This window comes from Candidatus Njordibacter sp. Uisw_039, assembly GCF_047730075.1.
In the GTDB taxonomy this organism is placed as follows: Bacteria; Pseudomonadota; Gammaproteobacteria; order Pseudomonadales; family Balneatricaceae; genus Njordibacter.
In genome coordinates this window covers 727,319-749,895 of sequence record NZ_CP159831.1, presented here as the reverse complement: position 1 = coordinate 749,895, position 22,577 = coordinate 727,319, and the positions used below count along the sequence as shown (strand labels likewise).

18 protein-coding genes are annotated in these 22,577 nt (G+C 46.6%); 6 read left to right on the top strand and 12 right to left on the bottom strand.

Annotation, left to right across the window (positions count from 1 at the left end; all coding sequences use genetic code 11):
• Nucleotides 1-30: 30 nt before the first annotated feature.
• Together flgG and ABXT70_RS03570 are read right to left on the bottom strand one after the other, a co-directional pair.
• A complete protein-coding gene (gene flgG / locus ABXT70_RS03575; protein WP_443641807.1) occupies nt 31-816 on the bottom strand; it encodes a flagellar basal-body rod protein FlgG in 786 nt (261 codons plus the stop codon).
• A 20-nt stretch (nt 817-836) separates the two neighbouring features.
• A complete protein-coding gene (locus ABXT70_RS03570; protein WP_443641806.1) occupies nt 837-1,577 on the bottom strand; it encodes a flagellar basal body rod protein FlgF in 741 nt (246 codons plus the stop codon).
• 210 nt (nt 1,578-1,787) lie between these two features.
• Here ABXT70_RS03570 and ABXT70_RS03565 point away from each other — a divergent pair, with 210 nt between their 5' ends.
• The 4 genes from ABXT70_RS03565 (at nt 1,788) to tmpB (ending at nt 6,418) form a co-directional block, all read left to right on the top strand.
• Nucleotides 1,788-3,212, top strand: coding sequence for a coniferyl aldehyde dehydrogenase (locus ABXT70_RS03565; RefSeq protein WP_443641805.1), 1,425 nt, complete (start codon nt 1,788-1,790; stop codon nt 3,210-3,212).
• Nucleotides 3,213-3,242: 30 nt separating this feature from the next.
• Nucleotides 3,243-4,511, top strand: a complete 1,269-nt coding sequence (locus ABXT70_RS03560) for an NAD(P)/FAD-dependent oxidoreductase (RefSeq protein WP_443641804.1) — start codon at nt 3,243-3,245, stop codon at nt 4,509-4,511.
• A 157-nt stretch (nt 4,512-4,668) separates the two neighbouring features.
• Nucleotides 4,669-5,841 (top strand): 2-trimethylaminoethylphosphonate dioxygenase, encoded by a 1,173-nt coding sequence (gene tmpA, locus ABXT70_RS03555; protein ID WP_443641803.1) that lies wholly within the window; start codon nt 4,669-4,671, stop codon nt 5,839-5,841.
• On the top strand, nt 5,825-6,418 hold the full coding sequence (gene tmpB / locus ABXT70_RS03550; RefSeq protein ID WP_443641802.1) for a (R)-1-hydroxy-2-trimethylaminoethylphosphonate oxygenase: 594 nt from the start codon (nt 5,825-5,827) through the stop codon (nt 6,416-6,418). The genes tmpA and tmpB overlap by 17 nt, the downstream gene beginning before the upstream one ends.
• Here tmpB and ABXT70_RS03545 read toward each other — a convergent pair.
• The 4 genes from ABXT70_RS03545 to ABXT70_RS03530 form a co-directional block, all read right to left on the bottom strand.
• Nucleotides 6,415-8,292, bottom strand: coding sequence for an acetate--CoA ligase (locus tag ABXT70_RS03545; protein ID WP_443641801.1), 1,878 nt, complete (start codon nt 8,290-8,292; stop codon nt 6,415-6,417). The genes tmpB and ABXT70_RS03545 overlap by 4 nt on opposite strands.
• 128 nt (nt 8,293-8,420) lie before the next feature.
• Complete coding sequence (locus ABXT70_RS03540) at nt 8,421-9,920, bottom strand: cryptochrome/photolyase family protein (protein WP_443641800.1); 1,500 nt, start codon at nt 9,918-9,920, stop codon at nt 8,421-8,423.
• 17 nt (nt 9,921-9,937) lie between these two features.
• Nucleotides 9,938-10,951 carry a zinc-binding alcohol dehydrogenase family protein gene (locus tag ABXT70_RS03535; protein ID WP_443641799.1) on the bottom strand — a complete coding sequence of 338 codons (1,014 nt, stop codon included), beginning with the start codon at nt 10,949-10,951 and terminating at the stop codon, nt 9,938-9,940.
• Nucleotides 10,952-11,069: 118 nt separating this feature from the next.
• Nucleotides 11,070-12,614: a trimethylamine methyltransferase family protein gene (locus ABXT70_RS03530; RefSeq protein ID WP_443641798.1), complete on the bottom strand. Its 1,545-nt coding sequence runs from the start codon at nt 12,612-12,614 to the stop codon at nt 11,070-11,072.
• A gap of 316 nt (nt 12,615-12,930) precedes the next feature.
• On the opposite strand from ABXT70_RS03530, the gene ABXT70_RS03525 reads away from it, so the two are divergent.
• Both ABXT70_RS03525 and ABXT70_RS03520 read left to right on the top strand, forming a co-directional pair.
• Nucleotides 12,931-13,824, top strand: coding sequence for a LysR substrate-binding domain-containing protein (locus tag ABXT70_RS03525; protein WP_443641797.1), 894 nt, complete (start codon nt 12,931-12,933; stop codon nt 13,822-13,824).
• 15 nt (nt 13,825-13,839) lie between these two features.
• Nucleotides 13,840-15,099, top strand: coding sequence for a M24 family metallopeptidase (locus tag ABXT70_RS03520; RefSeq protein WP_443641796.1), 1,260 nt, complete (start codon nt 13,840-13,842; stop codon nt 15,097-15,099).
• A gap of 34 nt (nt 15,100-15,133) precedes the next feature.
• Here the strand turns inward: ABXT70_RS03520 and ABXT70_RS03515 are convergent, their stop codons facing one another.
• From ABXT70_RS03515 to ABXT70_RS03490, 6 genes are all read right to left on the bottom strand, one after another.
• Entirely contained in the window at nt 15,134-16,018 is an 885-nt protein-coding gene (locus ABXT70_RS03515; protein ID WP_443641795.1) for a VOC family protein, read from the bottom strand.
• Between the two features lie 29 nt (nt 16,019-16,047).
• The gene (gene epsC, locus ABXT70_RS03510) at nt 16,048-16,797 is read right to left on the bottom strand and encodes a serine O-acetyltransferase EpsC (protein WP_443641794.1); all 750 of its coding nucleotides are present in this window, start codon (nt 16,795-16,797) and stop codon (nt 16,048-16,050) included.
• 22 nt (nt 16,798-16,819) lie between these two features.
• Complete coding sequence (locus tag ABXT70_RS03505) at nt 16,820-18,358, bottom strand: aldehyde dehydrogenase family protein (protein WP_443641793.1); 1,539 nt, start codon at nt 18,356-18,358, stop codon at nt 16,820-16,822.
• A 4-nt stretch (nt 18,359-18,362) separates the two neighbouring features.
• On the bottom strand, nt 18,363-19,247 hold the full coding sequence (locus ABXT70_RS03500) for an NAD(P)-dependent oxidoreductase (RefSeq protein ID WP_443641792.1): 885 nt from the start codon (nt 19,245-19,247) through the stop codon (nt 18,363-18,365).
• A gap of 463 nt (nt 19,248-19,710) precedes the next feature.
• Complete coding sequence (locus ABXT70_RS03495) at nt 19,711-20,661, bottom strand: MBL fold metallo-hydrolase (protein ID WP_443641791.1); 951 nt, start codon at nt 20,659-20,661, stop codon at nt 19,711-19,713.
• A gap of 280 nt (nt 20,662-20,941) precedes the next feature.
• The gene (locus ABXT70_RS03490) at nt 20,942-22,513 is read right to left on the bottom strand and encodes a glutamate synthase-related protein (protein ID WP_443641790.1); all 1,572 of its coding nucleotides are present in this window, start codon (nt 22,511-22,513) and stop codon (nt 20,942-20,944) included.
• Between the last annotated feature and the right edge of the window lie 64 nt (nt 22,514-22,577).

Here is a 22,577-nt window from a genome sequence, read left to right as displayed (position 1 = left end):
TATGTAATGACGCGGTTTAATTACGCGTGGTTAAAGGTTGTTGTTAATAAAGCGCAACATGCCGTCTGCCGCCGCAATGGCTTTAGAGTTCACCTCATAAGCACGCTGGGTTTCAATCATGTTCACCATAGATTCCACAACGTTAACATTTGACGCTTCCAGTGAGCCCTGAATGAGTGAGCCAGCACCTTCTAGCGAAGGAGTGAGCACTTGCGCCTCACCACTAGCAGCAGTTGCTACATAATTGTTACCGCCCATGGCCTGAAGGCCAGCTGGGTTGATGAAGTTAGCGATCTGGATATTACCCACCACCGTAGAAACATCCTGATCAAATGTTTGTACACTTACAGTGCCGTCTTTACCGATGGTGATTGAGCGAGCATTAGCAGGTATGGTGACTGCTGGCTGCAGCAGGTTGCCACTAGCGGTAACTAACTGGCCTAGATTATCCAGCTTTAAGGAACCATCTCTGGTATAGCCAATAACGCCATCCGAGCGCATTAATTGTAAAAATCCACTGCCATCAATGGCAAGATCAAGGGCATTGTCTGTCTGAATCATGTTGCCTTGACTGTGAATTTTTTCCGTCGCCACAACACGAGTACCTGTACCTAGTACTAAGCCCGTAGGCGAATTGGAATTTTGGTCAATCTGCGCGCCAGGTTGGCGTATTGTTTGATAAAGTAAATCTTCAAACACCGCACGGTCACGTTTAAAACCTGTGGTGTTTACGTTGGCCAAGTTGTTGGCAACAACAGTCATACGACGCTGTTGCGCATCTAGGCCTGTTTTAGCAACCCATAATGAGGAATCCATAGGAGTCTCCTATTTATTAATTAAGTTAAGCGCATGGTAGTAGCACTAGCGGCATCTACTTCACGGGCATTTTTGATCATATTTACAGCCATTTCATATTGGCGCGACAGGGTAATCATCCTCACCATTGAATCCACTACATTAACGTTACTACCTTCTAGCGCTTTAGCCGTGACCTTTATCTCGGCACTGACTGGCAATTCGCCTTCCGCCAATTGATACGTACCATCTTCACGAATCAACATGTCTTGGTCTGTTGTATCCACTAACTTAAGACGCCCGACCTCCACTTCTTGGGTGGCACCTGCGGGTATCATAGTAATCGTGCCATCACTGGCGATTGATATATTGGAACCTTGAGGGATAGTAATTGGGCCATCGTCTCCTAACACCAATTTCCCTGTGCCATTAACTAACGTGCCACCAGCGGAAACAGACAGATCACCGCGGCGAGTATAAAAATCCTGCCCCTCAGGCCCCTGTACAACAAGGGCGCCGTCACCTTGAATATAGATATCCAAAGGTCGGCCAGTAATCATTAAAGCACCGGGGTTCATATCTACCACGTTAGTGGCCTTGGAGATTGGCATAGCCCGGGAATTATGAACGCCAGGTATGTGCACATCCATGGATTTAGTTTGTTCGCTGTAGGACTTCTTAAAACCAGGTGTTACCACGTTAGCTATTTCGTGGGCATTGTTGGTTTGTTTAGTCTGTACGTTCTTCATGCTGTTAAGCATGGTGAATATCATCTTATCCATATTGGCCTCTTAAATTATTGCCTTATGCCAACACATAAGCACAGAGCGTGCCAAAAGTATTAATACATTGTTTTATAACTATTTTTTACATAAAAAAAGTCTACATGGCAAACCCTTGCCGCAGCTTTTTTACCAAATGATTGCATGCACAGGAGGCTTAGCCTTATCATTAATACATATTCAACCAAATCCACGCGGATCAGTTAGGCCATGGCCACTTCCAACCACCAAACCCCTATGAGCAAGCAACATTTAGACAAGGTATTAGACGCACAACGAAAGGCCTACTATAACCAAGGCATACCCAGCTTAGGGCAAAGGTTAGAAACCCTAAACAAACTCTTGGGTATCCTAAGAACTAACGAAAGCGCCATTGCCAAGGCCATTTCTAATGACTTTGGTAACCGCGCTCACCAAGAAACACGGTTAGCAGAGCTATTTTTGTGTATAGATGGCATCAAGTACACTCGTAAACGTTTAAAGAAGTGGATGCGCCCACAAAAACGTTCGGTATCCATGTGGCTTTTGGGCGCCCGCAACACAGTGGTTCCACAACCCTTAGGGGTGGTAGGTATTGTAGTGCCATGGAACTACCCGTTATTTTTATGTATCAGCCCGCTCATTGGTGCCCTTGCTGCAGGTAACCGTTGCATGATTAAAATGGCCGCTAATTCAAGCCACCTAAGCCAGTTATTGCAAGGCTTATTTGCTGAACAGTTTTCAGAAGACATGCTGACAATTGTGCCTGATGCTATAGGCTCAGAATTTTCTGCCCTAGCCTTTGACCATCTCATATTCACCGGTTCTGGAGCTAGCGGCCGCCAGGTGATGCGCGCCGCCGCAGACAACCTAACCCCAGTGACCTTAGAATTGGGTGGCAAGTCCCCTACTATTATTGCGCCCGATTACTCAATGACTAAAGCTGCAGAACGGCTACTTTTTTCAAAGTGCATAAACGCAGGCCAAACCTGTGTGGCACCGGACTACCTGTTTGTCCCAGAAGGCAAGGTAGACTTGTTTATTACTGCAGCCAAAGCCATTGTAGGTAGCCGCTACCCAGACATCGAGCACGCAGATTACACCTCCATTATCAATGACCAAGCCTACAGGCGTCTTAAAAGCACCCTTGCAGATGCGACTGATCAAGGTGCAACAGCCACTGCACTAGTGCCTAACAGTGTTGCCAATAATGTGACTCGAAAGTTCCCTCCCACCTTGTTAACAGGTGTTACGGGTGCTATGAGAGTGATGCAGGAAGAAATATTTGGCCCAATATTACCCATTATGACCTACCAACATATAGACGAAGTGTTGGACTATATTAATGGCCAAGATAGGCCACTGGCCCTGTATCTATTCAGTGATGACAAGGCCATGCAAGCAAAGGTCATTAACAAAACAAGATCTGGAGGGGTGTGTCTTAATGAGACCACACTTCATGTAGGTCAGCAGGACATGCCGTTTGGTGGCGTAGGCGAAAGTGGCATGGGGCAATACCATGGCGCAGAAGGTTTTATGGCTATGAGCAAACTTAGGCCAATTTTTAAGCAAGCTCGCTTCCCTTCTTTGTCTATGATGTATCCACCCTACGGTAAAAGGTTCGATAGCATCATAAAAATCATGCTTAGGTCCTGAGCCTTAACTGTAGGGAAATTTTGATACAAAATGCCGATAACGAACCATAACCTCTGGCGAGCCAAAGCCAACGATACCTTTGTAAGCTCACCACTCAAAGGTAATCTACACAGTGATGTTGTCATTATAGGTGGCGGCTATAGCGGCCTTTCTGCTGCACTGCACACAGCCCAGCAAGGCATGTCGGTGCATGTATTAGAGGCCTGCACCGTAGGGCATGGAGGGTCTGGTAGAAATGTAGGCTTGGTTAATGCAGGTTTATGGACACCACCTGATGAAGTAGAAACCATACTAGGGCAAGTAGCAGGAATTAAACTTAACCATGCTTTAGCTGCTGCACCAGACCTAGTGTTTTCTCTCATCCAGCAACACCAGATTGAATGCCACCCACTGCGCCATGGCACCTTACACTGTGCCACTAATAGCGCTGGGTTGCGCCAACTAAAGCAACGCCTTGCGCAACAAGTGAAACGCAATGCACCTGTGACATTATTAGGGGCTAGCAACACCGAGCAGCGCACCGGTTCAAACCAATTTTTAGGCGCCTTGTTAGATCCCAGAGCGGGCACATTGCAGCCTCTAAATTACGCCTTAGGCCTAGCCCACGCCGCCACCAATGCTGGTGCTGTTATACATACCCAGTCGCCAGCCCTTACATACCACCATAATGGCCAGCATTGGTTAGTTACCACAGCTGATGGCAGCGTTACTGCCAATAAATTGATTCACGCCACCAACGCCTATGACACACTATCAACACCCAACACAGCCTTCACCAGTGTTCATTATGCCCAATTTGCCACCCGTCCACTCACGGCTCAACAAAGAAAAATAATCTTGCCCAATGGCGAAGGGTGCTGGGATACAAATCAGGTGATGTCATCTTTTAGGGTAGATGAAAGTGGGCGTTTGATCATCGGTGGCGTAGGTTCCCTAGATGGTAAAGCCAAGCACACACACATTAATTGGGCCCATCGCCAACTCAAGGCCCTGTTCCCACATATTACTGAGTATGAGTTTGAATACATGTGGAGTGGCCGTATTGCTATGACCACAGATCATTTGCCAAAAATAACTCGGCTTGGGAACAATGGTATTCGTTTATACGGCTATAGTGGCCGCGGTATTGGCCCCGGCACAACATTCGGCAAAGCGGCAGCGACCTGGGCTATGACTGGCAATGAAGATCACCTGCCAATAGCCATTACAGAACCCAAACCAGAAAGCTACATTGGCCTAAAGACTGCCTACTTTGACATGGGGGCAACCCTTAGCCATTGGTTAGGCCGCAGGTATTAAGCGCAACTTAGGCTGTATGGCTGAATACTCAGCCACAACCGAGGGTTGAGCTAACGGAAAAGGGGTTGAAACCACACCCTAAACTCTACTTAAATAAATATACCTTATGTAAAATCTAGCATAAACTGCCTTTATTAAAATCAATAGTGGACCTTACATGAACAGTGTCACTATCGGCCCAAAGGGCCAAGTCATTAGCCTAACTATTGCCGACAACACCACTCGTTTTCATGCCATTTGGCTAAGGGATAATGCATTAGACAAAGACAGCCGCAGCACAGGTAATGGCCAGCGCCTTATTAGCCTGCGAGACATTAATGCCAGCACCCATGTAAGTCATGCTCAACTAAACCACGACTGTGTGCAAATCACCTTCATGCCAGAAAATAAAACCATACAGTACCCCTTAGACTGGCTGATGACCCATGCCTATGACAAGCCTGTTAATACGGTTAAGGGTTGGCACAAACCCACTCAAGTTTTGTGGGACAGTAGTATAATGTCCAACTTACCCCAGGCCAACTTTGATTCTATTGCGGCATCTCCCAAGGCACTGCAGGCATGGCTCAGCGATATCGCCCGTTTTGGTTTTGCCAAGCTCAACGGAGGCCCTGTGCAAGCCGGTGCGTTAACTCAAGTGGTGGACTTGTTTGGCCACCTACGGGAGACCAACTATGGGCGTATCTTTGAGGTACGGGTAGAAGAAAAACCCACCAATCTTGCCTATACCGGCTTGGCCTTGCAGGCCCACACAGACAATCCTTACCGCGACCCTGTGCCTACCATCCAAGTGCTCTACTGCCTAGAAAGTTCGGCGCCGGGTGGCGACAATGTATTGGTTGATGGATTTAAGGCCGCAACCCAACTTCAACAAGAAAGCCCGCACGGCTTTGATTTACTAAGTTGTTATTGCGCGCGTTTTGAGTATGCTGGCGAAGATGACGTTTGTTTGCAATCTAAACGCCCCATGATTGAAATCGCAGCGGACGGGCAATTACAAGGCATACGTTTTAACAACCGCTCTGCTGCGCCCTTCACCGACATTCCCTTTGAGCATATGGCAGACTATTATGCGGCCTACCGCCGCTTGGGTGAAATCATTGATGACCCAGCCTCAGAAGTAGGCTTTAGACTTAATCCTGGTGATTGTTTTGTGATCGATAATACGCGTGTATTGCACGCTCGTAAGGCATTTTCGGGTGCTGGCACACGTTGGTTGCAAGGCTGTTATGCCGATATGGACGGCTTGCTTTCTCGTTTAGCTGTGCTTAACAATACCCAAGATAATGCCTTAGCCGTTGAGGAGAAATACTATGAAGAGTCGCTTTAAGAATTTGACGTCAGATAATATTGTCGCTCACTTAAGTGACATCTTTGGACATAGAGGGGCCCAAGAATACCTGGGTGAACCTGTGACCATAGGGCAGCATATGCTGCAAGGCGCTTCCGCCGCAAACCACCAAGGACATTCAAAGGAAGTGATTGCTGCTGCCCTTTTGCACGACATTGGTCATTTCACCAGTGACTTTGGTACATTTTCGATGGCAGACACCCAAGACCGAAAACATGAGGTTTTTGGTGCCAAAGTGCTGGCTCCATTCTTCCCAGAAAAGGTCACCCAATGTGTACGTCATCACGTGTCGGCCAAACGCTACCTTTGTGCTACCCGCGAGGAGTATTTCTCACAACTTAGTGACGCCTCGGTGCACTCATTAAAACTTCAGGGTGGGCCCATGGATGCAGAAGAAGTCACAGAGTTCGAAACCAACCCCCACCTAAAAGAAATTATTCAAGTGCGTTTACTGGACGACGCTGGGAAAGTTACCGACATGCAAACCCATAACTTCGCATACTTCGAGAACATACTACAGGAGCTGGTTGATCAGCATTGCACTAGCCCAAACTAATTATTAATAACCAGCTTGCGGATTTCATCCAAACTTGCAGGATCATCGATGGTAGAGGGCACCACGTAGTCATCACCATTGGCGATGTTCCGAATAACCTTACGGAGGATTTTACCTGATCTGGTTTTTGGCAACCGTGACAGAATGTGTGCGCTTTTTAACACCGCAATAGGGCCAATGGTTTTACGCAACATTGCCGAAATGTCTTTACCCAACTGGGTTTCATTAATTTCTGCACCGGCTTTAAGCAACACCAGAGCCATGGGCAACTGGCCTTTTAGCTCATCCTGCACCCCCACCACAGCACACTCGGCCACCATGTCATGGGCACCTACCACCTCTTCCATTTCACCGGTGGATAACCTGTGGCCGGCAATATTGATAACGTCATCAGTACGTCCCATAATAAACACATAGTCATCGTCATCACGGTAACCTCCATCACCAGAACTATAATAGCCTGGAAACTCTTTTAAATAGGACTCATGAAGACGACTATCATCTCCCCAAATACCCATTAAACAGCCCGGTGGCAACGGTAGTTTAAGCACTATGTTGCCTTTTTTATTAGCACCTAAAGCCTCGCCTACATCGGATAAAATACGTAAATCGTAACCAGCAATCGCTACAGTAGATGAACCCGCTTTGGCGGGTAAGTTATCCAACCCCAACGGATTAGCACAGATAGACCAACCAGTTTCTGTTTGCCACCAATGATCAACCACTGGCCTGCCTATGGTCTCTATAGCCCAATCGTAGGTGGGTGGGTCTAACCGCTCCCCTGCCATAAATACAGTTTCTAAACTGCTAATGTCATATTTTTTCAACAGTTCGCCAGAGGGGTCTTCTTTTTTAATGGCCCGAAACGCTGTAGGTGCCGAGAAAATAGCTTTTACCTTGTACTCTTCTACCACCCGCCAGAAGGCCCCAGCATCTGGCGTCATAACCGGTTTACCTTCGTATAAAATAGTTGTGCAGCCAGCAAGGAGAGGTGCGTAAACAATATAGGAATGACCTACCACCCAACCCACATCGGACGCAGCCCAAAAGACATCACCGGCATCCATATCGTAGATGGCCTTCATACTGTAATTGAGGGCCACAGCATGGCCACCATTGTCCCGCACAATGCCTTTAGGTTTACCCGTGGTACCTGATGTGTAAAGAATATACAGGGGGTCTGTGGCTTTTACCGACACCGCCTCCACTGCTTGGGCTTGGCCCATCAACTGCAGCCAGTCATGATCACGACCAGCTTGCAATTGCGCGTGTAACTGTGGTCTCTGCAATACCACCACACTTTGTACTTGATGTTGCGCTAAGTCCAAGGCCTCGTCTAACAAAGGCTTGTAGTCAATCACTTTAGTTACTTCAATACCACAAGAAGCGCTAATAATAGCTGTAGGTTGTGCGTCATCAATACGCACCGCAAGTTCAGCCGCAGCAAAACCGCCAAATACCACAGAGTGAACTGCGCCTAGGCGGGCACAGGCTAACATGGCAATGGCTGCTTCCATCACCATAGGCATATAGATCACTACTCGATCACCTTTAGCCACACCTTGATTTCTTAGAGCACCAGCAAACAGGGCCACTTGTTGTAACAGTTGAGTATAGGTGAGGCTAGACTTGCTGCCAGTAACGGGGGAATCATAATAAATAGCCACCTGATCACCACGACCATTAGCCACATGGTGATCGAGCGCCATATAACAGGTATTCATTTCACCGTCACTAAACCAGCGCCCTGTAGGCGATTCGCTAGTATCTACCCCCTGAGTTGGCGTTTTAAACCAAGACAAGCGCTCAGCCTGCTGTTGCCAAAACAATACAGGCTGCGTGAGGGCCTGTTTATACGAAGCAGCGTAGCTCATGGACTCATACTCGATCAGTGCAAAAATTAAACGTTAATAATAACCGACTTAACGCAAGATGAAACTACGACATTGGAGTAAGGTCATCGGCAATGCCCTAGCAGGCCTGCAGAGTGCCTCACTACCAGCTAATAAGAACAGTGGGTTGCAATAAAGTCCTCCGCACAGGCAAAAATTAACACTTTACGCTCCTTATTCATATTTTCTAAGGTGCTACGCATAAAAGACAAACGCGGATTGCTTTTCAATACCCCCATATGCCGGCTAACAAACCGCCAATAGAGACCATCCACCGTGTTGCACCAATCACCTTTCTTATAATCACTCATTTTCAGAATGTAGTTAGAGCCACAAATATAAGGCTTGGTGGCAAAAATACCACCGTCTGCAAAGGTGCCCATACCAAACACATTAGGCGTCATGACCCACTCTGAAGAATCTATATACATTTCCATAAACCAACGGTAGACGTTTGCTGGATGCACTTCACACAAAGTCATTAGGTTAGAAATGACCATCAGCCGGTTAATGTGGTGGGTATAACCAAAGCGATCAGAGAAATTTATCGCATCATCCAAAGGTGGTATGCCGGTCTGACCTGAATACCAGCTGCTATTTAGCGACCCAGAAAAGTTAAAGAAGTTACTCTGGAGTTGGGTTTCACCATGATGTTGATATACTCCTCTTATAAACTCACGCCAGCCAATAATCTGTCGTAAAAACCCCTCAACAGAATTTAACGACACATGATTTTCCTCGGTATAGGCTAAAACCTTGCCAATAATGTCATTGGGTGTGATTAAACCCATATTTAAAGAAGGGCTAATGGCACTGTGAAACATGAAGGTATTATTGTGCAAAATTGCATCTTCATAGATACCAAATTGTTCAAATTTAACCTTTAAAAAGTAATCAATGTTCTCCAGCGCGTCTTGCCGAGTAAGGGGCATCCATACATCATTCATTTGGCCTGGGTGATGAGGGAACTTAACCTCTATTGTAAGTTTTAATTGTTCGATATATTTTGACTTCTGAGGCTTATATAGCTCAGGCAAAGGAAGGCCTTTAGGAATCTTCTTGCGGTTATCTTCATCAAAGGACCACTGGCCACCCAAAGGCTTTTGATCCTCATCCATCAGCACGTTTAGCTTTTTACGCACCTCTTTATAGAAGTTGCCCATGCGTAACGCCTTAAATTTCTCATTCAAGGCCACAAACTCTTCTCGCTCCAACAAAAACATGGGCGAAGGCAAAACGGTTAGCGATAGATTTTGCTCTGCAGCAAAGGTTTGCATTCTTGCTTCAAACTCTTTGTCTTCTATTTCAAAGACGGTCAGGGATGTGATTTCGAGTTCTAAAATACAGGCTGCTAGTTTTTCCTCATAGGGTTGGTCAAACTTAGGGTGGTCAATTGCAACATACTCGACAGTAAAGCCATGCGCTTGAAACTCATCTCGTTTTTCACGCATTGCAGATAAAAACATCAGTATTTTTAACTTATGATGCTTCTCATAAGTGCATAGCCCTAAATCTTCTGCCATGAAAATACAATCAGTCTCAGCGGCCTTAATGTTTTCTAGAGGAAATAGCTGATTGCCTAGCACGATCAGCAAACTGTTATTTGTCATGTGTGCAATAAGCCCTTTTAAAATCCTTCAAGCACGGTCTTGCCCCGGGATGAACCCGTTTCAATGTGGGCATGCACTGCACGCAAGGTAGCCGCGTCAATCTTACCAGCCACATTGGTGACCGTTGAACGGATTTTTCCAGCGTCAACTAAGGCAGAGATCTGGTTCAACACCTTGCCTTGTTCCGCCATGTCTGGTGTGCCGAATAGCGAACGTGTAAACATTAGCTCCCAGTGAAGTGATATGGCTTTGCGCTTAAATGGCGAAGCACTAAAATTTTCTGGATCATCTATCACACCAAATCGACCTTGCGGTGCAATCAACTCAACAATATCAGCCAAATGTGAACCAGTGTTTGTGGTCGAGAACACAAACCCTGGGGCACCAAGACCTAATTTCTCAACCTCAGAGGCTAGTGACTGGCGATGATCTATCACATAATGGGCGCCACACTTGATCACCCAATCACGAGTTTCAGGACGCGAAGCCGTTGCTATCACAGTCATGTTGGTCATTGCCCGAAGTAACTGGATGGCAATTGATCCAACACCACCCGCACCACCAATGACCAGAATAGTGTTTGCGCCTTGTGCAGTTGGGCGATTAACATCGAGTCGGTCAAATAACATTTCCCAGGCTGTAACTGCTGTGAGCGGCAGAGCAGCTGCCTCGGCATTACTTATACTAGTGGGTGCGTGACCAACGATTCGCTCATCAACTAGATGATACTCACTGTTAGTACCAGGTCGGTTAATAGCACCGGCATAAAAAACTGAATCACCAGGTTTAAAACTTTTCACTTCAGACCCAACTGCCTCAACACTGCCAACAGCATCAAACCCAAGAACCACCCATCCACCCTCTTCAGGCTCCTGGCGCTGGCGTACTTTTGTGTCCACAGGATTGACTGACACGGCATTGACCTTGACTAGCAGATCGCGGCCTTCAGCAGTGGGTTTGGGTAGCGTGATGTCCTGCAAGGCATCCTCACGGTCTATTGGACCGGTAGTTTTATAGGCAATGGCTTTCAATATTGTCTCCAGTTATGCTCAATTTTTAGCATTCAATTGTTGCTGCGAACAAACACACAGAATAGGCTATATGATAATTTAATGTAAGTGCGCAGTTTTTATTTGGGCTAACAATCGATTACACGTCAGAGTCTGGAAAGGCGGATTTTCGGCGCAGCATGTAATCTTTTAACTCATCGTCAATGGCCTCATCTAGAGGTGGTAATTCATAGTTGTTGAGCATCTGTTTGTAAATAGTGTTAGCTCGTTGTGCCGCCGTTAGGCTACCCTCTTCTTGCCATTGCTCAAATGACTCATGATTAGCTGTAGTGGAATCATAAAAAGCGGTTTTATAATTCGCCATGGTATGGGCGGTACCAAGGTGATGCTGGCCTGGCGGTACCTCATGGTAGGCGCTCAAGGCAAGACCATTGTCACTCACGTCGATACCCTTAGCCATAGTGTGTATCATGCCTAAATGGTCAGCATCTAAAATAAATTTTTCATACCCCATAGTAAGCCCCCCTTCCAGCCACCCTGCCGCCTGAAACACCACATTAATTCCCGCTAACAAGGTTGGGAATAAGGTATCAGCACTTTCTTGTGCGGCCTGTGCGTCAGGAATTTTGGATGCCGTTAAAGAACCACCACCACGTAATGGTACGCCCAAGCGTTTAGCTAACTGCCCAAAAGCAATGTACCCTAACGCAGGTTCTGGCATACCAAAGGTAGGTGCACCAGACCTTAATGACATGGAACTGGTAAAGGTTCCAAATATACCAGGTGCACCAGGGCGAATGAGTTGAATTAGGGCCAGCCCTGCCATCGCTTCAGCAAGCACCTGCGACAAAGCTGCAGCTAGCGTTACTGGGCCCATCGCTCCCATCAGAATAAAGGGCGTAACAATGACTGCTTGATTAGCCTTAGCATACGTCTTTAAGGCCCCAAGCATAGTGCCATCGTAGGTGAGTGGTGAGTTAACGTTTATTACACTAAGAATGCTGCAATTGTGCTCCATAAACTCTTTGCCAAACACAATACGCGCCATGTCGATAGAATTTTCAGCGCGTTCGGGTGCAGTTACAGACCCCATAAAGCACTTATCGCTGTATTTAATGTGGTTATAGACCATGTCGAAATGGCGTTTATTAACTGGCAAATCCATGGGCTCAACGATGGTGCCACCGGAATGGTGTAACCAGGGAGACATGTGTGACAGTTTGATAAAGTTTTTAAAATCTTCGTTCTTGGCATAGCGACGACCATTATCAAGGTCGTGAACAAAAGGCGATCCATAGGACGGGAAAAAACACATATTATCACCGCCGATCTCAATGGAACGATCAGGGTTACGTGCGTGCTGAGTGAATTGCTTAGGCGATGTGGCATTGATAATAGTGCGCAACATGCCCTTTTCAAAACGGACTCGCTCCCCTTGAACGTTGCAACCTGCTTGACGCCATATTTCTAAAACTTCTTCGTCTTCTTTAAAATCGATGCCAATTTCTTGCAAAATAATATCAGCATTGTGTTCTATTTTTTGTAATGCTTCTTCATTAAGCATTTCATAAATAGGAATCTCACGCTTTAAATAAGCTGGGGCTTGTACTGGTTCATGCCGTTGCTGCTTGCCTGCACGGCCACCCGCCCTGCGACGGTTGGTACTTCCTACTGGTGTTGCCATGCTAGCCCTCACTCAATCCGATAACCAAGCAGCCTATTATCACTGCATGATCTGCTTGCATGCTAAGGCTGGCACCCTAGGCTGTCAAACGACTAAAAGGCATGCTTAAGATAACTATAGGTTATGCTAAACTATATTCATAAGTTCTCAATAAAGCCTTAAATATGGCTCTTTAACATAACATCAATAATCGATTATATTCCTTTAAATTAGACTATTGCTCTTTATATTATACCTGTGATATTTTACTTTCATTAGCGCCGTTACCAATGCCAATTAATAGACTAATGAATAACATCTGGTTATGATATCGAGATTGAAAAAAATCCCTTCGCCCAACAGTTTGATTATGTTTGAGGCCAGTGCCCGCAACCTCAGCTTTACTCGGGCCGCCTTCGAACTCAATCTTAGCCAAGCCGCTATTAGCAAACAAATTGCTAACCTAGAGCAACGCTTAGGTTATTTGTTATTTGTACGACAACACCGATCTCTACGCCTTAGCCAAGAAGGAAGGTTGCTCTATCGAGCAGTGGCATCTGGGCTTGGGGAGATTGCCGATGTAGTAGAAGAACTTAACTCCCCGTCTGCGAGTAAATCGGTCACCGTAGCTGCTACCACAGCCTTCGCGCAGATGTGGCTATTGCCAAAATTGGGACGTTTTATGCAACAACATCCCAGCATCGACCTAAGAATCCTAACTTCACAAAATCACTTAGGTGCCGTTGATGAAGGAGCAGATATTGCTATTAAATATGGCGATAACACCTGGGGGAAAACAGAGTCTACATATTTATTGTCTGGAGAAATTTACCCTGTATGCAGCCCATCGATGGCGCAACAGCATCAACTCACAGAATTATCACAGCTTGCCCAAGTACCTCTCATCGACTTGGACGATAACCAATGGCGCTGGGTTAAGTGGCAAGACTGGCTCATAGACCAACATAGCCCGTTAAAGGGCCTCCGTACTAGTATAGAATTTAATAACATTCCAATGCTCTATAGTGCCGCCGAGGCAGGCCAAGGTATGGCTTTAGGCTGGAGTGAATTCTTGCAAGACTTACTTGCTACGAAACGTTTGGTGGCGCCTTTTCGTGAACGACTCCAAATCCCAAAACCTTGGGGCTACTACATTTTGACTGAAGCTATGGGCCATAGGTCTGAACATATCGAACAAGTTAAGCAATGGATTCTAAAAGAAGCCCAATAAGCAGGAGTTGCAACCGTGATTGATGACAAAAAACGCTACCTCAACCAAGACGCGGCTGATATTGCCCTAAAAAACCCCATCGCTGAAGCTACCGTAAGAAAAGCAAGGGAGTACAGACTGGAGCGCACTCGCCAGGTGTTGCGAGACAATGACATTGCTGCAGTACTGTTATATGACCCCTGCAACATTCGCTACGCCACAGACACCTCTAACATGCAGTTGTGGACCATGCACAATCCATCACGCTATGCGCTAATTTTTGCCGATGGCCCTGCCTTGTTATTTGACTATCATAACTGTGGCCACCTGCACGACGAAAAGCGTTTACCTAATGGCCAACTCACCGTGGATGAAATTCGCCCTGCAATTGCATGGGCTTATTTCGCTGCGGGTGAACGTGCGCCAGAACAAGCCGTGCGTTGGGGTGCAGACATCGCCTCTTTAATAAAGCAATACGGTGGGGGTAACAAACGCCTAGCAGTGGATATATGTGAACATCTAGGCATGGCCCAGCTGCATCAACACGGCATCGAAACACTCTATGGTATGAAGTACATGGAGCATGCCCGCGGCATTAAATCTGCGGAAGAATTACAGCTTATGCAATGGACCATTACCGTGTGCCAAAAAGGCATGGAGCGCATGTGGAACTATTGTGAGCCAGGCATTAGTGAAAACGAATTGTGGGCCCACCTGCACTTTGAGAATATTCGCAATGGTGGTGAATGGATCGAAACCCGTATTCTCTCTGCTGGCGAACGCACTAACCCGTGGATGCGAGAAAGCTCCGACGCTATTATTCAAAAAGGCGACATTGTTTCTTTTGACACCGATTTAATTGGCCCCTACGGCTATTGCGCCGACATTTCCCGCGCATGGATTGCTGGGCACGAAAAACCTACGGCAACCCAGCAAGGAATCTACGACATTGCTATGGAACATATTAGCTATAATATGGGCCTACTTAAGGATGGCCTGGCCTTTCGCGATTTTGTTGATCAATCTTGGAAGCTACCAGAGCGCTTCGCTCCCAATCGGTATTCGTGTTCCTTGCATGGCGTCGGCCTGGCTGATGAATATCCCTGTATTTACCATCCACAAGACTACGAGAAAGTAGGCTACGACGGCCACTTCCATGAAAACATGGTGGTGTGTGTTGAATCTTACACTGGCGGTATTGGTGAGAAGGAAGGCGTGAAGTTAGAACAGCAGGTACGCATTACCAAAACTGGCATTGAACTGCTATCAGACTTTGCTATTGGGTCATTTAACTAGCTCAACACCGTTACGTAGACAATACCAGGGCCATTCACTCAGGGTAAATTTCAATAATGGTGTTAGCGGCATACCTAGCTGGAATACGTAACCCGCCGTCTTCAGTAATCACATAGTCAACCTGAGTCTGATCAAGGTGCGCCTGCGCTTGCTCCATGGAACATGTGCTTATACGAATGGCCACGCCACTGGGCAACTGCTGTGAATTGGCAGGTACATCAACACCGTGAAAGCGGGCTTGAGCTAGCCTAGGACTTAATACTTCAAAATCACCACGATCAGTATTAACCACTAATCGCTCAGCTTCGAGTTTTACCGCAGCGGTACCATAAATACCCTCAAACCGGCTGTTAAATTCAGCTGGGTTGTCGGCCACATAAAACACACCCGTAATGCCAGTGGCGCCATTAGCATGAACCATCCAATCTGCAACCCACACTAAGTCGGGCTTATGCTGGTGACAAAAAAAGTGCGACATAGCAGGGTTTTGTGGATTAATCAGCATCACCAAAGACACCACTGCTTCCTCTTCACTACCATCAGGTCGATGGGCAATCCGTCGAAAATCAACCAACCCCTGATTCTCAATACCCCGTTGGTCAATCAGCAAATGATCAGCTCGCGCATCTTCACTGTGTAAAGCTACCATGGCGATGCCTTGTTTACGCTCAATTGAGTCACTAATAAAGCGTCCAAAGGCAAAACCCTTGTCATTAGCTAGGTCTAGCTTACTAGAGTCATAGACACTGATCACTTCAATGAAATTTTCTTGAAACATTAACAAATGGTTATCAGTACCCCACGGATGATGGTGTCGCGGGTTAATATAGAACCCTAGACGGGCGAAATCTTTGCAGGCCTTATCCATATCACGCACAGCCACAAGCGGATGGTCAATACCAAGATGGTTTTTAAGCATAGGGTTTACTCCTCAGAAAGTAATGTGGGCTAACCAAGTGGCTTGGCGGCAGGTCCAACAACAGTTGTTCCTGGAGCAACAGCTTTTACAACAACTGCACCACCTGCGATCTTAGCGTAGGCTCCAATTTCGATATTACCAAACACTTGAGCACCAGCACCAAGGAAGGCACCGCGACGCACCTTTGGATGCCGGTCACCAGAGCTTTTACCCGTCCCCCCTAGGGTGACGTTTTGAAACAACGTGACATCGTCCTCTACCACGGCAGTTTCGCCAATCACTATACCCACAGCGTGATCCATAAAAATACCTGAACCTATCTGCGCTGCCGGATGAATATCAACACCATACAAAGACACCACCCTGCTTTGTATATAATTGGCCACAGCCACCTGCTTATTCAACCAGCAGGCATGGGCTAAACGATAACACTGCAGCGCTTGGTAGCCTCCGAAATAGAGTAGCGGCGTATAGTGGTCTTTAATCGCCGCATTGTTTTGCAGCTGACAGAGTAGGTCTTTGCTAGCTGCAAGCGCTATCGACTTATGTTCGAGCATTAATCCTAAAAAATACTCACTCCACTGGCCTTTATTTTCTAGACTATCAGCCATTTTCTCCGCCAGCACATGGGCTAGAGCTGCATTGTAACTAGCATGTTGTAGAATATTTCGATCATAAAACGCCCTTAATAGTGGTGTCTCATCAACTACAGATTGAGCCTCACCAAGAATAATCTGCCATAAGTTGTCTACGTCTATCTGTCGTTGAAATTGAATCATTCTTCCTCCGCCATCAAACGTGCTATTCAATTGCGTAACCGAATTGGATAGCTGCATTCTGAGCTGTTTCGATCCACACACTCTTAATTTGAGTGTACTCCATCAAGCCTTGATAACCACTGGAACGTCCATAGCCACTTTCACCAAAACCCCCAAAGGGGGACATAACGTTAATGGCTTTGTAACTATTGACCCAAAACGTACCGGCATTAACCTTTGCAGCCATGCGATGGGCCCGACCTACATCAGCGGTCCAAACAGCTCCAGCCAACCCAAAGCGGCTATCATTGGCAGTGGCTACAGCTTCGTCTTCATCTTCAAAGGCAATCACTGACATTACTGGGCCAAAAATCTCTTCCTGCGCAACCCGCATACTATTGTGTACGTTAGCAAGTACTGTTGGCTGATAAAAAAAGCCATTTTCGCCACCAGAAATATTATCAGCCATGCCACCAGCAGCAACTACCGCACCTTGAGACACTCCATCAGCAACTAAGGCAGTTACGTGCTGAAACTGCTTAGCATTATTAATTGGCCCAACCATAGTGTCTTCATTCCAAGGCAAGCCGGGTTTGAGCTTACGCGTAGCCGAGGCAACACGTTCTACCACTTCCTCATACACTGTGCCTTGAACCAACAAGCGGGAACCCGATACACAGCTTTGTCCAGCTGCAGCAAACACCGCCGCCTGCGCACCTGCCACGGCACGGTCGAGGTTAGCATCTTCAAAAATGATATTGGCAGACTTTCCTCCAAGCTCTAGCACACAAGGAATAAGCCGTTGTGCGCAGGCTGAGGCAATAACACCACCGGTTTGGGGTGAGCCTATAAAAATCACTTTCTTAGTGGCTTTGTTGGCAATAGCTGCGGTTGCTGTAGTGTTGCCTAAACCATTGATCACATTAACAAGGCCCACTGGAATGCCAGCCTGTTCAATCAATTTAGCCAATGCCGTACTGCTTAGGGGCGTTAGTTCAGAAGGTTTCAGCAACACTGCATTACCTGCACAAATAGCTGGGGCAATCTGCCAGCCAGCGGTAAATAAAGGTGCATTCCATGGTGTTATTTGGGTGACAACGCCAAAAGGCTCGTGACGGGTGTAATTTAAGTGGCTAGTAGGCACCGGAATAACCTCTCCCGTGAGTTTGTCGCACCAGCCCGCATAATATTCAAACATCTCTGCTACCTTGGCCACTTCAACCCGGCAATCACGCAGTGGTTTACCCGCCGACAAACATTCCAGCTGCGCTAGGGATTCGGCTACATCACGAATGTGTGCTCCACACTTCCACATCAATTGGCCTCTGGCACTGGCACTCAAAGCCCACCACTGTGTTTGTGCCAGCACTGCTGTATCAGCAGCTAAAGACACCACTGCCTCTGTAGCATCACTATATTGCAAAAACCCACTGCCTGTTGCTGGGTTGACTAGGGTAATGGTATCGCCTTTACCCAGCACTAATTCCCCACCCACCCAACTGCCAAAGGAGGTATTGCCTAACAGTTTCCTAAGTAACTGTTCGACTTGTTGCTCACCATTGCCTTCAATCACAAAACTCATGTTGTTAATCTCCCAAACCACAGTTTTTAACGATGTAGTTGAAGTCATTTTCTCCAGCCAAGTTATCTGCACTAGCTGCCCATATCTGTGACACCTGTTCTGACATTGGTAGCTCTAGCCCCATGTCTGCAATCATGTTTTTCGCCAAGCCTACGTCCTTACGCATTAACTGCATAGTGAAGCCTGAATCAAAGGCCTGATTAAGAATCCAGCGCGGAAAATTAACTTCACTAATCGCACTGCGACCAGAACCCGCATTTAACCCAGCAATAAGGTCTTCAGCATTCAAACCTGCTTTGGTACCCAGAGCTACTGCTTCGGCCGTAGTCACCAAATGGGCTGCACACAAGAGGTTATTAACTAATTTTGCTGCATGGCCGTTGCCAGATGCACCCATGTACACCACTTTAGAACTGAGTATTTCTAAATAAGGCATCGCACGCTCAAGCGCATCTGTTTCTCCGCCCACTAACATCACCATGGTTCCAGCGATAGCTCCTGCAGGTCCGCCACTGACAGGGCAGTCCAGCAATTGGTGCCCTGTAGGAGCCAGCATGGCTGCCAATGACCGAGTGACCTCGGGTTCAGAAGTAGAGGTGTCAATAATTAGGCTCTGTTGTTGAGCATGTTCGATGATACCATCCTTGCCAGAGACTACCTCAGACACGTGTTTAGCCATAGGCAACGACAATAAAATGACCTTCGTTTGACTACACAGTGCGGCTATATCGGCCACCACATTAACACCCATTTCGCGCGCTACTTGCTGTTGCTTGGCTCCCACATCAGTACCCAACACCTCATAACCATGGCGCAATAACGTCTGCGCCATACCGCTGCCCATATTACCAAGACCAACGATACCTACTGTGTTTTGAGCCATGTTCACCTCTGTGTTTTTTAGGTTTTTTTGTAAGCCTATTGTGAGCGGTTTTAGTATGATTTAAAAGTGCAGGGTACAAGCTCCAGTACATGGATGCTGCAATTAAGGGCGCTTGAGTAGGCTGCCTAATGTTACTCCACCAATAATGGCGCTAGTGCACCAACAGTGACGTCTAGCTGAGGTAAAACCCAATACCATTAGGAGAAACCAACCATATAGGCGGCAGGACCAACAACACCTTTGACTTGTATGGGTTTGTGTTTGGGCAGGCTTTTGTTCCGCCAAGCTAACAGCATAAAACAGCGCCAACGCGCCAAAAGCTACTCTCAAGGCAGCAAACTCTCCCGCCCAATTAATTCATACTGCAATGCACCACGGTTAAGCAATGAGTTAACAGCGAAGGCCAGCAGAGTGAGTAATGTGAATAAAGTAAGTAGCATGATTACAATTTAACAAAAAACTGCCGCAGCTACTCCCATTCCATTTGTTCGTATACACGTAAGGCGTTACCTGGGGCGATGCCTTCGTAGTTAAGCAAGTGGCTAAAAGCCGACTGATCAACGGTGCGAATGTCGATCAAGTCACCATCATTATCTAAAAATTCACCCACACCTTGCCGCAGATGAATTAAATAATTATAGGTTTGCTCTTCGAGCTTGGTCAGGGTGCTCACTGCTCCGTGACCAGGAATCACCTGCTGTGCTGGTAACTGGGACATCTCCTCAAATACCTCAACCCAAGACAGACTGTCAGACACCTCAATCACCCCTAACATGCGATCACCATAGGCAATATCGCCAGTAAAGAGGATTTTCAAAACAGGAATATAAACCCAACTGTCACCCGGTGTGTGAGCTGCACCTTGATGAGTAATGTGTATCTCTAAGCCCCCATGATTTAAGGTATACGTTTGGTCAAAGGTCACGTCAGCAGTCATGGGCTCAAGGTTCTGCATAGGATCTTGGCCTGTTGTTGCTGTTAAGCCTTGTATTTGATCACCCGCTCGTTGATCGTGATCGGCTACAGCTGCATTGCTGGCTATAATACGGGCCCCTTGCTGAGCAAAATAGGCGTTACCTAACCAGCGATGGTCTTGACCACCGGTATTGATGACCACTGTAATGGGTAATGAGGTGGTTTGTAATATTTTGGCTTCGATGGCTTGGGCTGCTTCTGTGCCTGCGCCACTATCGATTAAAAGCACCCCTGTATTGCCAACAATAAAACCAAAATTGGCATTATTACCTAGATTCTCTGCACTGCGGTTTCCCGTCTCACCAATAATTGCATAGACAGGGCCACTGATGTGCTGAGTGGTTAAGCTAGCATTGTTGGCTAAGGCCGTTTGACTCAGGCATGCCATAGACAAGCCGACCCCTAAAAGAATGACTAGGGAACCATTACGGAGGCGGTTTTCCATGCCTAGTGACCTCAAAATAATTCGTTGATACTACCTAAATATCTCTAGATCATACACTGAAAGCAAACTGCTTGTCCTATTGCCAGCCGAAGGGAAATTACTGGTGTCGCTCACCCTCAGTTCTGTGCCAGCTTTGTGGCTACTGAGGTCTGTTGCCTGAAAAAAACTGGCACACGAATGGCACCAGCAGATAAATTAAATCAAACATCAATGGTCGGTATGTGATCGCTTATCCTAAAAGATTATTAACCCTCAAAAATGAGTTACTCAAACGCTCCAATCAAGCGTAAGACCCGGTGCTGGCAGACTCAGTAGGTGGCGGCATAATTCCTGAGTAGCTGATACCACTCAATAACGCCATATCACGGTGCCACGTTGCTAAATCCTCTTGAGTGAATTTTCTTAAAGCATCATGCCCACAGGCCCGAGCCATCACCTGCATCAAAAGGGTTGAGGATTCAAAAAAGTTTTTAAGTTGATGAGCCGATTTTTCAACATTCAACCTCTGCCGCAAATCTGCTTTTTGAGTGGCAATTCCGGCAGGACAGTTATTGGTATTACAAATTCTTGCGGCAACACAACCGATCGACTGCATTGCGCTATTAGAAATGGCAACGCCATCGGCTCCCAAAGCCATGGCTTTAACAAAATCCATGGGCACTCGCAAACCACCCGTAATGATCAATGTGACTTTACCACTTGCACCTTGCTCGTTTAAATACCTGCGAGCCCGTGCCAAGGCTGGAATCGTAGGCACACTGATATGGTCCCTAAACATTTCAGGAGCAGCTCCTGTACCACCACCACGCCCATCGAGAATAATGTAATCAGCGCTGGCATCCAAAGCAAACTGAATGTCTTTTTCAATATGGTTGGCACTAAGTTTAAAGCCAATGGGAATACCACCCGTTATTGAGCGCACTCGATCAGCAAATTTTCTGAAATCTTTAGGAGAGTGTAAATCTTTAAATGTGGGCGGTGATATAGCCGCTTCCCCAGCTTTAATACCCCGCACTTCAGCAATTTTACCAATATTTTTATTGCCAGGAAGATGCCCTCCCGTGCCTGTTTTTGCTCCTTGGCCACCTTTGAAATGAAAGGCCTGAACATTTTTTAACTTAGCTTCATCATAACCAAATTGGGCACTAGCAAGTTCATAAAAATAGCGTGAGTTAGCGCGCTGTTCTGCAGGCAACATGCCCCCTTCTCCAGAACAAATTCCAGTGCCAGCCAATTCAGCACCCATTGACAAGGATAGCTTGGCTTCTTCTGATAATGCACCAAAACTCATATCTGAGACAAATAATGGGGTCTTTAAAATAAGTGGCTTTTTGGCCCTTGGTCCAATCACTAATTCACTATTGACCACCACATCTTCAAACAAAGGTTTACGTGCCATCTGTGCTGTCATAATCTGAATATCATCCCAGTGAGGCAACGCGTGGCGGGGCACCCCCATAGATACCATGGGGCCGTGGTGGCCCATCTTAGATAAACCATCTCTCGCCAATTGATGAATAAACTCAACCGTAGGTTCTTCTTTTGTGGCACTAACAAGAGGGATTTTAGAAGCTTGAACGTCCATACCTGGGCCTTCTTTGCCTATTGCATTGTCGTCAAATTGTTTATGACTACCATCGCAAAATGGTAAATTTGAAGAATGTTTGCACTGACACAAATATGCATCACCTGCCTCCTCTGCCACTAGCTGCTGAGGTTTGAAGTCAGTGCCGACATGGGAGCCATCACAAAAGGGTTGCTGATTCGATCGGCCACAGGTACAAAAGGCGTAGGCCTCACCTTTGGCAAGGGTGACTTTAACAGGTTTATTATTAGCGACTAAAGGTTTCATCTATTATTTCTCTATCTGGTTCAGATGCATTTAAGTGCAAAAAAAAGACTGCCAAGAGCAATCT